General features: G+C 60.9%; 13 protein-coding genes. 5 read left to right on the top strand and 8 right to left on the bottom strand.

The window, feature by feature from the left end; translation table 11 throughout:
* Positions 1 to 103: 103 nt before the first annotated feature.
* Both JIN78_RS14135 and tilS read right to left on the bottom strand, forming a co-directional pair.
* Positions 104 to 322, bottom strand: coding sequence for a hypothetical protein (locus tag JIN78_RS14135; protein ID WP_200392637.1), 219 nt, complete (start codon positions 320 to 322; stop codon positions 104 to 106).
* Between the two features lie 101 nt (positions 323 to 423).
* Complete coding sequence (tilS, locus tag JIN78_RS14140; protein ID WP_200392638.1) at positions 424 to 1,356, bottom strand: tRNA lysidine(34) synthetase TilS; 933 nt, start codon at positions 1,354 to 1,356, stop codon at positions 424 to 426.
* Between the two features lie 88 nt (positions 1,357 to 1,444).
* On the opposite strand from tilS, the gene JIN78_RS14145 reads away from it, so the two are divergent.
* Positions 1,445 to 1,720, top strand: a complete 276-nt coding sequence (locus tag JIN78_RS14145; protein ID WP_200392639.1) for a GlsB/YeaQ/YmgE family stress response membrane protein — start codon at positions 1,445 to 1,447, stop codon at positions 1,718 to 1,720.
* Position 1,721: 1 nt separating this feature from the next.
* On the opposite strand, the gene JIN78_RS14150 is transcribed toward JIN78_RS14145, so the two are convergent.
* Both JIN78_RS14150 and JIN78_RS14155 read right to left on the bottom strand, forming a co-directional pair.
* On the bottom strand, positions 1,722 to 2,822 hold the full coding sequence (locus JIN78_RS14150) for a hypothetical protein (protein WP_200392641.1): 1,101 nt from the start codon (positions 2,820 to 2,822) through the stop codon (positions 1,722 to 1,724).
* A gap of 52 nt (positions 2,823 to 2,874) precedes the next feature.
* Positions 2,875 to 4,761 carry a hypothetical protein gene (locus JIN78_RS14155; protein ID WP_200392642.1) on the bottom strand — a complete coding sequence of 629 codons (1,887 nt, stop codon included), beginning with the start codon at positions 4,759 to 4,761 and terminating at the stop codon, positions 2,875 to 2,877.
* Positions 4,762 to 4,920: 159 nt separating this feature from the next.
* Between JIN78_RS14155 and JIN78_RS14160 the strand changes: the two genes are divergently transcribed.
* Both JIN78_RS14160 and sppA read left to right on the top strand, forming a co-directional pair.
* Positions 4,921 to 7,011, top strand: coding sequence for a M3 family metallopeptidase (locus JIN78_RS14160; protein WP_200392643.1), 2,091 nt, complete (start codon positions 4,921 to 4,923; stop codon positions 7,009 to 7,011).
* A gap of 128 nt (positions 7,012 to 7,139) precedes the next feature.
* Positions 7,140 to 8,936, top strand: coding sequence for a signal peptide peptidase SppA (sppA, locus tag JIN78_RS14165; RefSeq protein WP_200392644.1), 1,797 nt, complete (start codon positions 7,140 to 7,142; stop codon positions 8,934 to 8,936).
* An 8-nt stretch (positions 8,937 to 8,944) separates the two neighbouring features.
* Here sppA and ruvX read toward each other — a convergent pair whose 3' ends face one another.
* The 4 genes from ruvX to JIN78_RS14185 all read right to left on the bottom strand — a co-directional run bounded on the left by ruvX (position 8,945) and on the right by JIN78_RS14185 (position 12,367).
* On the bottom strand, positions 8,945 to 9,358 hold the full coding sequence (ruvX, locus tag JIN78_RS14170; RefSeq protein ID WP_200392645.1) for a Holliday junction resolvase RuvX: 414 nt from the start codon (positions 9,356 to 9,358) through the stop codon (positions 8,945 to 8,947).
* 14 nt (positions 9,359 to 9,372) lie between these two features.
* Positions 9,373 to 10,281: an MBL fold metallo-hydrolase gene (locus JIN78_RS14175; RefSeq protein WP_234038004.1), complete on the bottom strand. Its 909-nt coding sequence runs from the start codon at positions 10,279 to 10,281 to the stop codon at positions 9,373 to 9,375.
* Positions 10,282 to 10,302: 21 nt separating this feature from the next.
* Positions 10,303 to 11,088 (bottom strand): orotidine-5'-phosphate decarboxylase, encoded by a 786-nt coding sequence (gene pyrF / locus JIN78_RS14180; RefSeq protein WP_200392670.1) that lies wholly within the window; start codon positions 11,086 to 11,088, stop codon positions 10,303 to 10,305.
* 67 nt (positions 11,089 to 11,155) lie between these two features.
* Positions 11,156 to 12,367 carry a rhamnogalacturonan acetylesterase gene (locus JIN78_RS14185; protein ID WP_200392646.1) on the bottom strand — a complete coding sequence of 404 codons (1,212 nt, stop codon included), beginning with the start codon at positions 12,365 to 12,367 and terminating at the stop codon, positions 11,156 to 11,158.
* 144 nt (positions 12,368 to 12,511) lie between these two features.
* On the opposite strand from JIN78_RS14185, the gene JIN78_RS14190 reads away from it, so the two are divergent.
* Together JIN78_RS14190 and JIN78_RS14195 are read left to right on the top strand one after the other, a co-directional pair.
* Complete coding sequence (locus JIN78_RS14190; RefSeq protein WP_200392647.1) at positions 12,512 to 12,661, top strand: hypothetical protein; 150 nt, start codon at positions 12,512 to 12,514, stop codon at positions 12,659 to 12,661.
* Positions 12,662 to 12,694: 33 nt separating this feature from the next.
* Positions 12,695 to 13,624 carry an acyltransferase family protein gene (locus tag JIN78_RS14195; RefSeq protein WP_200392648.1) on the top strand — a complete coding sequence of 310 codons (930 nt, stop codon included), beginning with the start codon at positions 12,695 to 12,697 and terminating at the stop codon, positions 13,622 to 13,624.
* The last annotated feature ends 2 nt before the right edge of the window (positions 13,625 to 13,626 follow it).

Below are 13,626 nucleotides of genomic sequence, written 5' to 3' on the forward strand. Positions count from 1 at the left end.
TTTTTCGAAACTTCTCGGGGGAGCGAGGGGTCAGGCTTGGCTGGGGAATCGTTTCAGACAGAGAAAATGTTCCGCATCAGCTTTGGCCCGAAAGTAGAGGGGCTTATTCGCCGGAAATGGCGCGTCCGGTGGCCTTGACGTCCTGGCCAACGGCGGAGCCTACCTTTTTGCCAGCGTCGACGGTGCCTTCGGCAGCATCTCCGATGGTTTCTCCAGTGGCTTTGACCGCTCCGCCGGCGGCATTGCCCACCGAGCGGGCGGTATTGCAGGAAGCGAGTGCGAAGCCGAGAATGGCAAGAGTGCTGATTGTGAGTGTTTTCATTGTGTTTTAGTGGTTCGTAGGTTTGCTCATCCGGTTGATTGAGCGAACCTAAAGACACGATACTCTGCCCCCGGGTCACCGGAAAAACAAAAAAAACTCTGTCACACTATAAAAATTCTCCCTTGTCGTCTCCGCAGCAGGCGCTTGCCGGGGAGGGGCAGGGCCGGGGGGCCGTCGCTGGCGAGGAGAGCTTGGGCTTCGTGCAAAAGGCGGTGGGAAATGCGGGGCACCTGCTTTTCCTGCAAGTAACGGAGCAAGCACTGGCGCTGCAAGGCGGGAGCCAGTTCTCTCAGCTTGGGTAGGAAAAGCCGGCCCTGCGGGTCGCGGAGATCGTGCTTGGCGAGGCAGTCTTCCACCAGCTCCCGTTCGTCCCGGGCGATTTCGGCGGCCCGCAGCAAGGCGGGAGTGACGTCGCGTTGCAAAATGTCGCAGAGAAGAGGGAGTGCTTCGTGTTTCAGGCGGTTGCGGGTGAAGTCCGGACTCTCATTGGAGGAATCATCGCGGTAGCAGTGGCCTTGGGTGCGGAGAAATTCCTCGAGGTCCCGGCGCCGGGTCTGCAGGAGGGGGCGAAGAAGTTCGAGGGGCTGCCCCATGACCACGATTTCTTTGCGTGGGCTCATCCCCCGGAGGCCCGCCGAGCCGCGGAGGAGATTGAAGAGGATGGTCTCGGCCTGATCCTCGGCATGATGGGCGAGGAGGACCCGGGGGCACTGGGTTTCCCTGGCTACCCGGGCAAAAAGCTCGTGGCGGGCTGTCCGCGCCGCCGCTTCGAGGGATTGGCCGCTTTCTCGCGCGCGCTGCTCCACGTCCTCGCGATGAAGGCTCAGGGGGAGGTGGTGGCGGGTGGCGAGCTCTTCCACCCAGCGGGCATCCGCGTCGGCTTCCTCGTCCCGCAGGCCGTGATGAAGATGGACCAAGTGCAGGGAGGTGAAGTTTGCTGCGAGCAGGAGGTGGAGCAGCGCTACCGAGTCTCGCCCGCCGGAGAGGCCGAGGAGGTAGGAGCGGTCTGGGGAAAGCTGCTGAAGGTCGAGCATGAGGAAAGAGTGCGGTTATAAAAAATGAGAAAAACAGTTCTCAATTTTATGCTGACATTATCCAAGGCTGTTATATGTCTATCAGAGTATGATCACAACACTCATCGCGTGGACAGTATTGGGCCTGATTGCAGGCGGTCTCGGAAAGCTGATTATGCCGGGCAAAGATCCGGGAGGGTGGCTCATCCAATTGGGTCTCGGCGTGGGCGGGGCTTTTTTGGGAGGTTTCTTGTGGACCTTTGCAACGGGGGGAAAACTGGAGACCAGAGGCTTTTTGCCGGGTCTGGGCGATATTCTGATTGCCACTCTGGGAGCGGTGATTTTGCTGGCGATCTATCGCTTCGTCAAAAGCAAAAAAGCCTGAGCTAGAGCTCGACGACAAAGCGGAGAAAGCCCCGGGGACCGTCGGGAAATGCGATTCGCACCGGGCCACTTTTGCCGCGATTCAGCGACTTGCTTCCATCGAGGAGATATTCGCTGCCGAGGGGGGTGAAGGCGCTCGCCAAATCCGGGGAATACTGCACGGAGAGAGCGAATCCCAACCCGCTCTCCGGCAGGGTGAGGAGCAAGATCGGCTTGCCCCCTTCCTCCCTAATGGTGGTGAGGGGCAGGTGGCTGGTCCCGGCCTCCAGCCCAAGGGCAAAGAGGAGGGCATAAGGGTAGCCGGAGGCATTTTTTTCCTCCCCAGTCGTTAAATCGAGATTGGCTGCTTCGGCCCAGACGGCAAAGGCCGAGGGGGCGCTGAAACTGGCTTCCGCGTAGACGTTGCCCACCTCGCGGTAGCTCTGCTGGAATTTCTGATTGGCGGCGAGTCCAGCGGCTTGGATTTCCGCTGGCGGGCTCTGGGTCGAGAGGGCGAGCACGCTCCAGAGGGAGGCCGAGTAATTTGCCCCCCAGAGATCCGAGGACTCGCGCGACACCGAGACCTGGGCTGAGCCGGTGGTGGTGGGAAAGAGGAGGTCGTCCCCGATGAGATCGTTTGCCGGGGTGGCGGCAGAGAGAATTTCCGTCGCTGTTCCCGCCCCTGGATTGAGAGTCTGGAAGTTGGACACCTCGATGCTGCCCCCGCTTAGCACGGTCTCATGTAAATTACCGTTGAGAAAGCTGTCCTCCATCTCCTGGGGTTCAGCGCTGAGAGTGCTGCGGGTGATGCCGCTGATCTGCAGATTGACGGTGAAGCTGACCTGCCCCACGAGGAGAGTGAGGACCTGCTGAATATCGGAAGTGCGTAGCGAGCCACCGGTGAAGCGGATGCTCGACAGCTCACCAGAGATCGGGTGGAGTTCGGCCTCCGCCAGAAGGGTGCCGGAATAGGAGACGCTTCCCTGATAAGTGGCGGCATTGTTCAGGGTCGGGCCGATTTTGTAGGTCACATCCGCCCGGGAGTTGCCTCCGACGACGAATTCGATGGGGACCTCGATGGCTCCCAGGGAGAGGGGGAGAGAGAGGAGTAGGGCTCGCGTCATGCCTCCCTTTACTCCGGCCCAGGGGCAAAGACCATCCTTTCTCTGCCGGGGTTTAGTTTTCCGGCAGTCGTCCCAAGGGGGCGGAAGTGGCCGGGACGGGAGGCAAAGGTGAGGGGGAATCTTGGAGCGCATTCGCCGGGGGGGCCTCGGCGGGAAATTCCTCATCCAGGGAAGGTGCCAGTTGGCCCCGCCACTCGGTGGCCAGAACGGACTGGATGGCAAGCTCGGGAGGGGTCGGCGTGATGCCATCCAGGGAGTGGATGCGTTGGAGGGTGAGAATCGCTCGCAAGGCCCGTCGGCCTTTGTATTTGAGCTCGGAGAGCGCCAGGGCGTCCCGCAATTGTTTGCCGATTTCGGGTCGATTCAGGCTCAGCCCCGTGGCCAGGAACTGATTGGAAAAATCGTGCAAAGTAAAGGAGTCGGGGGTGGGCCCTGCTTCCACCCAAGCCCGCACGGTTCCCTTGTCGGCCGCTCCGGGCTTGCTCTCCACGAGGTCCTGTAGGCGAAGCTCCTCGCACTCGGCAAAGCTTTTCCAATCGACGAGGGCTGGCTTGCGACCGATTTTAACTACCGTCAAGAGGCGTTCCCGGCCGTGGAAGTCTTTGATCAGGTAGGGGAAAATCACTTGGCCGTCCGGCCAAGCCTGGGGCGCAAAAGCCCTTTCGATGGTGGGAGCCTGCAAGGGTTGCCAAAAGGCTTGGAAGAGCTCGGTCGGGACCGGATGGCAAACTGCTTTCGCGGCCAAGGCCTCCTCCGCACCCAGAAAGGTCACTGCGATGTTCCTTGCTTCCGAGAGGCGTAGATCATCGGGAGGCAAAGGGGAGCCCTGCTCGGGAAAGGTGACGAGGGGCGCCTCCTGCGCGGGAAGATCCGGCTCGGAGGCAGCTGATTGGGTGAGGTAGAAATAGGCTCCCGCCCCGACGAGCAGCAGGAGAATGACGAGCAGGATGGGGAGGGTCGCGGAGCGTTCTTTTTCGGGATAAGGATTGAAGGAGGCTTCGGGTTCGGTCTCGGGACTGGGCTGGCGGCGGCGGGCTTCCGCGACCAGATGATGAAGATCGACTTTTTCCTCCTCCTCGCTCTCCTCTTCCCGGATGCGGGGCGTGCTTTCCTGCTTGAGCGGAGCCGCTTCTTTCTTTGACAAAGGCTCTGGCTGCAAGCGGGCTGGTGGGGCTGGTGGGGCTGGTGGGGCTGGTGGGGCTGGTGGGGCTGGTGGGGCTGGTGGGGCTGGTGGGCTGTCCTCTTCGCTTTTTCCTTGAGAATCTTGGCTCTCCTCCTTCGGGGGGAGGGACTCCCGGGAGCCTTTGTCAGCCTTCTCCACCGTCTCGTCTTTTTTGGTCTCAGGCTGGGGCGTGGGTGCCGGAGGGGCGGTTGCCCGGGGGCTTTCGGGGTCGCTCTTTTCCTCGGCGCGCGGCATGGGCGGAGCCGGGGTCGGCTGGCGAGGAATCGGCTTCGGCGGGGTTTCCGGCTTCGGCGGGGTTTCCGGCTTCGGCGGGGTTTCCGCTGGCTCGCCTCCGAGGGGGAAGTGGGGCACTGGCAGCACGGTCTTGCCCGCCGCGCCTGCCAGACGTGGCGAGGGGGTAGCCGTCTTTGGAGGGAAGGCGTCCGGGTTTTCTTTCTCCCCTTCCGGCTTTTTTTCCAGTGGAAAGCTCCCTGCGAGGAGAAGGGTTTGCTGGCGGCGGAGATCTTCCTGCTGCTTCGCCAGCTCGCTGACTGAGGCGCGCAGTTCGGCGAGAGCACTCAGCACCTCGGGCGTGGGTGCGGTATCGGCAGGGGCGGTTTTCTTTTCCGCTGGGCGCTCCACGGGGACGGCGAGATTTCCCCGCCCGACCCGTCGCTGCACCCAGGCTCCACAGTGGCGGCACTCGGTGATTTCCGAGAGCTCGTGGGAGCGAAAGGCGACGAGGCGCCCGCAGTCGGCACAGCTTGCATTGGTCATGGGTGGTGGTGGCAGTCTTATTTAGCCCCCCTTGGACCAGGGGCGGCAAGTCTCAATGGGAACTTTTACCGGGTAAAGAAGGCCCTTCTGTCGGCAGAAAACAGTCGTTCCCGGGGTTCCGGGCTTGTCTTTGGCGGGAGCGACTCTAGATCGTCTTTCATGTCAACGCCTCACCCTTTTCTTGCGGAAGACTTCGAAATTCGCTGGTCCACGCTCACTCCCGAACACGCTGCTCCCGACGTTCGCCTGGCCATCGCGCAAGCGGGCGAAGCCCTCGCCGCTATCAAGGCCCTCCCGGAGAGCGAATTGAGCTATGCGAGCACCTTCCGAGCCTTGGAGGCGGCCACCGAGCCTCTCGGACGCGCGTGGGGCCGGCTCAATCATCTCGACTCCGTCTCGAACAATCCCGCCCAGCGCGAGGCCCTCAATGAACTCCTTCCCGAGGTCTCCGCTTTCTACTCTTCCATCTCCCTCGACGGCGATTTGTGGCAAAAGTTGAAGGCTTTCGCGGAGTCTCCCGCCGTGGCGGACCTCCCGGCCGTGGAGCAGCGCTTCGTGGACGAGACTTGTCATGATTTTATCTCCTCGGGAGCCGATCTGGCCCCGGAGGAGAAAAAGCGGATGGCGGAAATCTCCTCCGAACTCGCCCAGCTCACTCAAAAATTCTCTGAGAACGTGCTCGATTCCACCAATGCCTTCGAGCTCTACCTCAGCGATGAGAGTCGGTTGGCGGGACTCCCCGCGAGTGCCCGGGAAGCCGCGGCCGAGGACGCGGCAGCCAAGGGGCGCGAGGGTGAATGGCGCTTCACCCTGCACTTTCCTTCCCTCTTCCCGGTCCTGCAGCATGCCGAGGATGAGGAGCTTCGTCGCGAGATTTGGAGCGCCTCCTCGCGCATCGCTTCCACTGGCGAGCACGACAACACCGAACTCATCTGGAAAATCATCAAGCTGCGCCAGGAGAAAGCGGCTTTGCTCGGATTCGCGAACTTCGCGGATCTGACTCTCCAGCGCCGCATGGCGGAGAACGGGGAAAAAGCTCTCGGCTTCGTGGAAGATCTGCACGGCCGCATCACGGATGTTTTCCAAGAAGAGAGCCGCGCCCTGGAGGCCTACAAGGCTCGCCAAACCGGTCAGCCGGCGGGGCCGCTACAACCTTGGGAGGTGGCTTACTGGGCCGAAAAGCAGCGCAAGGAGCGCTACGACTTCGACGATGAGATTTTGCGCCCCTATTTCCCGGTGAACAAGGTGATGGCGGGCATGTTTTCCATCACCTCGCAATTGTTTGGCATTGAGATTGCCGAAAAAAAGTCGGTCTACCTAGAGGAACCCGGCGAGACCGGAGAGGAAGCCTTCGAGGTCTGGCACCCGGAGTGCAAATTCTACGAAATTCGCGACGCGGGCACGGGCGAACACCTGGGCTCTTTTTATGCCGATTGGCACCCGCGGGAGAGCAAGCGGGGAGGAGCCTGGATGAATTGTCTGGAAGCGGGTCTTCCCCCGCGGGAGGGCCAAGCGCGCCAGCCCCACCTCGGCCTCATCATGGGGAATATGACCAAGCCGGTGGGAGGCAAGCCCGCGCTCCTGACCCATAGCGAAGTGGAGACCATTTTTCATGAGTTCGGCCACCTCCTGCACCAGCTCCTCTCCGAAGTTCCCGTCAAGTCTCTCTCGGGAACCAGTGTGCCTTGGGACTTTGTGGAGCTCCCTTCCCAAATCATGGAGAATTTCTGTTGGGATCGGGAATCGCTCGACCTCTTCGCCCGGCACTATGAAACCGACGAGCCCATCCCGGAAGAACTCTTCCAGAAAATGCTCGCCGCGCGGAACTACCTGTCCGCTACCGCCTTTATGCGTCAGCTCGCCTTTGGAAAGCTCGACCTTGAGCTCCATGTCCACACGGATCGCTATCTCGACCGGGATTTGGATGAGGTTGATAAGGAGATTCTGGCCGCTTACCGGGCTCCCCTCGCCAGCGAGGTGCCGAGCCGGGCTCGCAGTTTCAGCCATCTTTTCTCCTCTTCGACCGGGTATGCCGCCGGGTATTATTCCTACAAATGGGCTGAGGTGCTGGATGCCGACGCCTTCACTCGTTTCCAGAAAGAAGGGGTGATGAACGAAACCACCGGCCGGGCTTTTCGCGAGAGTATTCTGTCGCGGGGGAATTCCCGTCCGGTCGACGAGTCCTTCCGCGAGTTCATGGGGCGTGATCCCGACCTCACGGCACTCCTTGTGCGCAGCGGACTGGCCTGAGCGCGGGCGCCAGCCATTTATCGGACCGCCCCCCCGATTGGAGCCGCATGGGTCACCAAGCGGGAGGGCGGGCCCTTGCCTTTGAGATTGCACAAAACCTCCTTTCCATGGCGTTATGGAGGCAAGTTATGAAATCTCGATTTGTCCTCAGCTTTCTTGTGGCCTTGGGGCTGACAGGAGCCTCCATGCTTCCGGGCTCCCCTTCAGCCCACCTCATCCCGGTCTTCGACCTCAGCGGCGTGCTCACCGAAAGCGGTCAAAGCGAGGCCGGTCTGCTGGCCCTGACGCCCGATACCCAGCGCCCGGTAACCCACTTCGACCTGGTGGCCTCCCTGCAGCGGGCGGGGGCTGACGCGACCATCCCCGCAGTCGTGGTGGAGCTTGATCAGGCTCTCCTCAGCTATGCCCAATTGCAGGAGATTGCCGCTCTGCTCCGCGAACTTCGCCAGGCTGGCAAAGAGGTCTGGCTCTATTCCGATGGGCTCACCTTCCAGACCGCTCTCCTGGGCTCGGCGGCCAGTCAGTTTGTGCTCAATCCGGAAGGGGCGGTCTCGCTCAATGGCCTCTATGCGGAAAATCTTTACTTCAAGGGATTGCTCGATCGGGTGGGGGTGCAGGTCGATGTCGTCCATATTGGCGACTTCAAGTCCGCCGGGGAAAATTTCTACCGCAGCGCGCCCTCGCAGGCTTCCGAGCGCCAGACTGCGGCTCTCTTGGATTCTCTTTACCAGACACTGGTGACAGAGATGGCGCGGGGACGGGGAGTGACCCGGGACTCGTTGCACCAGTTCATCAATCGGGGGGTGAAAAGCGCGCGCGAGGCCCAGGCGGCTGGACTGGTCGATCATCTGCAAGCCCGCACCGATTTCGTGGCTGCCTTGCAGGAAAAGTATGGCGAGGAGGCCGTCTTTGACCGCGAGTATGTCCTGAACGGCGAAAAACCTCCTGAAATCAAGGGGTTCTTCGACCTGATGAAGCTGCTCTTTTCTTCCGGAAAACCCTCCGTGCCCCAAGAGGATTATGTCGCGGTGGTGGTCTTTGAGGGCGGAATCGATTTGCAGAGCATCGCTCCGGCGCGCAATGAAGTTCTTCGTCTGGTGGATGACGCCCGTTGTCAGGCACTTGTTCTGCGGGTGAATTCTCCCGGTGGTTCGGCTCTCGCTTCCGAAGTTCTCTGGGAAGCAGTGGACGAGTTTTCCCAAAGCGAGCGGCCGGTCGTGGTCTCCATGGGCAGTGTGGCGGCCAGTGGTGGTTACTATATTTCCAGTGGTGCCGAGGTGATTTTTGCCGAACCCACGACGATTACGGGGAGCATCGGGGTGGTTGGGATGAAGTTCGCGCTCGGCGGAGTGATGGAGAAAATCGGCATCACCACCCATGAAGTGAAGCGGGGGGCCCATGCCGATCTCTACAATCTGACCCGGCCCTTTTCTCCCAAAGAGCGTGGTCTGGTGCGTGAGTCTATGGAGGAGGTCTATGGCACCTTCAAGCAGCGCATCCTTGACGGGCGCGGAGAGCGCCTGGCGGGTGACTTGGAAACACTGGCCGGCGGCAGAGTCTATTCCGGTCGCGATGCCCGGCGGGTGGGGCTGGTCGACGAGTTGGGCGGGCTGAGCGACGCCATTGCCCGGGCCGCCGGATTGGCAGAATTGGAGGAGCCGGTGGTGGCGCTTTTTCCCAAGCCGCGCAGCGCCTTCGAGACCCTCTTTCAGCCCGACGGGCAGGGTGCGGGAAATGACGACTTTCTCAGCATCCAATCGGCCCCTGCGGTCGGCGATCTTTTGCCGGAGACATTGCTGAGCGAGAGTTCTTTGGCGCTTCTGCCCCTTGAGACCCGGCATCATCTCCGCGAAGCGTTGCGGCAACTACGTGCTTTGCAGAGGGACCGCATCCAGCTTTTGGCTCCCCCCTTGCCGCAGTTTTAATCGTGCGCCTACCAGCCCAGATAGTTCTGAAGAATTTCCAGGGCGGCTGCTTGGTCGATAATGTCCTTTTGTTTTTTCGCGTTTTTACCGGCCGAGCGCAATTTCGAGGCGGCTGCGAGGGTGGTGAAGGATTCGTCGTGAAAATACAGGGGCAGCTGGGGAAAAGTCTCCCGGAGTTCGTCACCGAAGGCCCGGATCTTTTTGGCCGCCTCTCCTTCTCGGCCGTCACTTTTGAGGGGGAGGCCCAAGAGGAGGGTCTTCACCTCGCGTTGGGCGATGATTTCCGCCAGACGCCCCAGCGGGTCGGTATTCGCACGATGGATGGTCTCCACCGGATGGGCGGCGATGCCGAACTCGTCGGTAGCAGCCAGTCCGATGCGGGCTTCGCCATGGTCAATGGCCAGGATGGGATGGTCGGTCATGGTCGCAAGAGAGGTCAGATCTCCACCCCTTCGCCGGGGTCGAGGATGAGGATTTGGTCCAGCACGCCCAGGCGATCAGCCTCCTTCAGTAGGCGCTCCTCTGGTTCGCTCGGCTCCTCATTGCCCAGCGGAAAGGTGGCGTAGTGCATGGGGATGAGCTTTTTGGCTCCCAGGTCGAGGTAGGCTTGCAGGGCCTCTTCGGGGTTGAGATGGACATCGCGGCCACTAGGGGCTTCGTAGGCTCCGATGGGCATGAGGGCGATGTCGATGGGGTAGCGCTTGCCAATCTCCTTGAAGCCCTCGAAGTAGGCACTGTCCCCGGCATGATAAACGTTGTTGCGCGGGGTTTTGACAATAAAGCCGCCGTAGTCCCGATGGGTATCGTGGCCAAAGCGGGCTCCCCAATGGTGGGAGGGAGTGTGGATGACGTCCACTCCGTCGAGAATCTGCTCTTCCCAAATGGCCATCTCGGTGACGCGCTTGAAGCCCAGTTTGCGCACCAGCGAGCCCGAGCCCTTGGGCACCATGATGCCGTGGCGGGACTGGATGGCACGCAGGGAGGCGCGGTGCATGTGGTCGAAGTGGGCGTGGGATACGCAGACCAGGTCGACCTCGGGCAGGGTATCCAAGTGGAGGCCGGGGTGCTGCTGACGCTTCACCGGACCCATCCAAGTCGCCCAATTGGGATCGAAGATGACGGAATGGCTGTCAAATTGAACCAAGAAAGAGGCGTGGCCAATCCAAGTGACCCGGGTCTTGCCATCCGCCGGAGCTTCGGGATTGGCGTGCAAGGTCTCGCCTTCCGGCTGGCGAAACATCTGCGGAATGATGCGGTGGCGCCAGAAGCGGTAGGACCGCTCGGCCCAGCCTTTCTTGGGAAAAATTCCCGAATAACTACCAGAGGACTGACCTTGTTTGGACAATGGAGGGGGGGATTTGTGGGGTTAGCAGGGTTGTAAAGTGGCGCGGATTTGCTCCGCAAACTCGCGGGCGAGTTCCGCCGGCTTTCTGTCGTCTCCGGGGTAAATGATGCCGCGGGAGACATTGACCAGATTAGGGGCTTGGCGCTTGCTGGCCGCGAGACTGGCGAGGTCTCCTCCCTGGGCCCCCAGACCGGGGATGAGCAGGGGGATATCCGGCACCCGCTCCAGCACCTGGGGACCGGCATTGGTCAGACCGAGCACCAGTCCCACCGTCGAGGGCCGGTTTTGCGAAGCCGCTCTCGCGGCAAAGGCGGCCACCTTTTGGTAGAGGGTCTCGCCCCCGACCTCCAGGCGTTGGAAGTCGGCGCTGCCGCTGTTGGAGGTGAGGGCCAGGAGATAAAGGCCCTTGCCCCCGGGGTAGTCCAGAAAGGGCTCGAGCGAATCATATCCCATGAAAGGGTTCAGGGTGACCGCATCCGCACGCAGATGTTCGAAGCAAGCCACCGCGTAGCGTCGTTGCGTTTCCCCGATATCGGAGCGTTTCACATCCAGCACGATGGGAATTTCCTTGGGAATGCGGGCTACCGTGCGCTCTAGGAGAGCAAAACCTTCCGAGCCCAAGCTCTCGAAGTAGGCGCTATTGGGCTTGAAGGCTGCCGCATAGGGCGCGGTCTCCTCAATGAGAGACACCAGAAAGTCCTCCACCTCGCTCACGCGGTTGTGATGATTCTCGGCCCGAGGATCCAGGCCGATGCAGAGATTTCCGACTTCCGCCGTGCGGGCGGTCAATTTTTCAAGAAAGGTCACTGCCAAGATTGAAACCCAAATTGCCGGGGAAGCAAGTCTGGCCTCCGTTTCGCTGGGGAAGAGGTCTTCAGTTGCCCTCCGGCTTTTCGCTGGCCTGGGGGAGGCCGGCTGGCAGTTGGACGGTGCCCGCCGCTTCCGGTTTCCTCGGGTCGAAAGCCGCGATCCCCGGTCGGAGAGACCCCGCTAGGGCCGGGAGGTGGACGCGGATTTCCTCGACGAGGCAGCGGGCCAGTTCGTAGGCCCCGTAATTGCTGTGGTGGGTGTCATCGCGCAGGGCCTCGTGCTGCTCGGGAAAAGTGTGGGCCGGGTAGTGGACAAAGGCTTCTCGCGAGCCCTCCTCACCCAAGGCGGTGTAGAGTTCCAGACTGCGGATATGGAGGTCCAGCACGGGGACCTCTTCGGCCTCGCCCACCTGTCGGACTGCCGCCGCGTAGTCGCTCAGAGTTTGCCCGGGCTTCCCTTCGCTCCATCGGCGGCGCTCCATCGGGGTGACGAGAACCGGTTGCGCTCCGGTGGCGCGAATGCGGGCGATGAAGTCCTCCAGATCCGCCCGATAGGTGGTGAAGGGCCCGGCCTCGGCGCGTTTGTCCTTCTGGTCGTTATGGCCGAATTGCACCAGCACGTAGTCTCCCTCGCGGGCGGCTTCGAGGATTTTCTGCAGACGGCGCTCTCCCCGAAAGCTGAAGAGCGCGCGACCGGATTCAGCATGGTTGGCAATGGCAACTCCGGAGTCAAAGAATGCGGGCAGCATCTGTCCCCAGCCCGCCCAAGGCTCGCGATTCTGGTCGGTGACGGTGGAATCTCCGGCGAGAAATACCGTGCTCGCGGCCTCGGCTGCGACCACTTCAATTCCAGTGATTCCTTTGGCATGGGGAAAAAATTCCAGGGTGAGCTTGTCGTCCCAGGTGAAGCCGGTGCGATCTTCCGGTTTGCGCAAGCGCACCTCGCGGCCGTCCTGCAGAGCGGGGCTGCGGGTGTTGACGGTGAACTGGAGAAATTTTTCCTGAGGTGAGGGTGGAACCAAAGTCATGAGGCGTCGGTCTTCCGCTTTGACCGTAAGAGGCCCTTCATGGGTGATGGTGATGGTGTGGTTTCCTTCGGGAAGAGCAAGCGCGAGGACGTTTGGCCGATCCGGAAGCCAGCCGGACTCTTCTCCGCTGGCGAAGAGATTTTCCGCCGCCAAATCTTTCTGCGAGAGCTGGAGGACACCTTGTGGAGCGGGCTCTCCGGAAAGGAGAGGAGAAAGGGCAAAGGCGATGAGGAAGGTGGCTACTTTCATTGTTCTGATAGGCTAACAGCTTTTTGAGGGAAAAGGCCATAGCCCGTAATGGGTAGTGGCCGGGGGGATGCGGACCCATGCCTTTGAGGTGCCAGGGAGTGACTTTTGACTTTTCGTGGGAGAATCCGCAGACAGAGTGCAGAAATGAACGAGCAAAAGGGGGCCTCGCCCCGCCTGATGTCGCTCGATGCTTTGCGTGGAATCGATATGTTTTTCATCGTGGGCATGGAGGAGGCCTTTCGCGCTTTGGCGAAGATGGTTCCCATGGAGCCCGATCTGAACACGAGGGTGTAGCATGTTCCTTGGGAGGGCTTTCATTTCTACGACTTGATCTTTCCTTTGTTCGCCTTCCTGATGGGCGTTTCACTGGTCTTTTCGCTTTCCAAATCGCTTGCCGCACTCGGTCCGCGCCAAACCACAGTCAAGATTCTCAAGCGTTCCGCTCTTCTTTATCTCTTCGGGCTCCTCACCTACGGCGGGATTTCCAACGGTTTCGAGGAGATCCGGCTTCTCGGCGTCCTGCAGCGCCTGGCCTTGTGCTTTCTCGGAGCGGGCCTGGCTTTCGTCTGGTTGCCGCGCAAAGGGTGGCTGGTTTTGACGACTTCTCTCTTGCTTGGTTACTGGCTCCTCTTGTCCTTCGTTCCCGTGCCGGGAGGCAGTGCGGGAGACTTTGCCGAAACCAAAAACTGGTCGGACTGGATCGACAAACACTTCTTGCCCCTGCGCAAGTGGAATGGCGATCATGACCCCGAAGGCTTGTTGAGCACCCTGCCGGCCATCTGCACCACTCTACTGGGGATGTTTGCGGGAAAGCTCCTTCGCGATGGCGAGCAAGATTCGCTGCGCAAAGTCAAAATCCTCGCTCTCTGGGGCGGAGCCGGGATCGTCGGGGGACTCCTGTGGAGCCTGCATTTCCCCCTCATCAAGAATATCTGGACCTCCTCCTTTGTCCTGCTCACTGCCGGAATCAGCACTCTGCTCCTGGCTCTTTTTTACTATGTGATCGATATCCGTTCCCACCGGCGGTGGTGCCAGCCTTTTGTTTGGATTGGGATGAATGCAATCACGATTTACCTCCTCGTTCACCTCGTGGATTTCGAGCATTTGGCCCGATACTTCGTCGGAGGGGAGATTCGGGGAGGCCTGGAATCCCTCTGGACGGGATTGGGTGATCTGCTGGCGGCCCTGCTAGGACTTGCTTTCTCGGTCTGGCTCTGCCGTTTCCTTTATCGACGGGGAATTTTCCTGCGGGTGTGATG

The sequence above is a fragment of the Roseibacillus ishigakijimensis genome (assembly GCF_016595415.1).
Classification (GTDB): domain Bacteria; phylum Verrucomicrobiota; class Verrucomicrobiia; order Verrucomicrobiales; family Akkermansiaceae; genus Roseibacillus; species Roseibacillus ishigakijimensis.

What these genes read in the sequence shown, in the direction of transcription:
- JIN78_RS14135 (WP_200392637.1), bottom strand. Translation starts at nt 322, where the DNA reads ATGAAAACACTCACAATCAGCACTCTTGCCATTCTCGGCTTCGCACTC.
- JIN78_RS14145 (WP_200392639.1), top strand. Translation starts at nt 1,445, where the DNA reads ATGATCACAACACTCATCGCGTGGACAGTATTGGGCCTGATTGCAGGC.
- JIN78_RS14155 (WP_200392642.1), bottom strand. Translation starts at nt 4,761, where the DNA reads ATGACCAATGCAAGCTGTGCCGACTGCGGGCGCCTCGTCGCCTTTCGC.
- sppA (WP_200392644.1), top strand. Translation starts at nt 7,140, where the DNA reads ATGAAATCTCGATTTGTCCTCAGCTTTCTTGTGGCCTTGGGGCTGACA.
- JIN78_RS14185 (WP_200392646.1), bottom strand. Translation starts at nt 12,367, where the DNA reads ATGAAAGTAGCCACCTTCCTCATCGCCTTTGCCCTTTCTCCTCTCCTT.
- ruvX (WP_200392645.1), bottom strand. Translation starts at nt 9,358, where the DNA reads ATGACCGACCATCCCATCCTGGCCATTGACCATGGCGAAGCCCGCATC.
- JIN78_RS14150 (WP_200392641.1), bottom strand. Translation starts at nt 2,822, where the DNA reads ATGACGCGAGCCCTACTCCTCTCTCTCCCCCTCTCCCTGGGAGCCATC.
- tilS (WP_200392638.1), bottom strand. Translation starts at nt 1,356, where the DNA reads ATGCTCGACCTTCAGCAGCTTTCCCCAGACCGCTCCTACCTCCTCGGC.
- JIN78_RS14160 (WP_200392643.1), top strand. Translation starts at nt 4,921, where the DNA reads ATGTCAACGCCTCACCCTTTTCTTGCGGAAGACTTCGAAATTCGCTGG.
- JIN78_RS14190 (WP_200392647.1), top strand. Translation starts at nt 12,512, where the DNA reads ATGAACGAGCAAAAGGGGGCCTCGCCCCGCCTGATGTCGCTCGATGCT.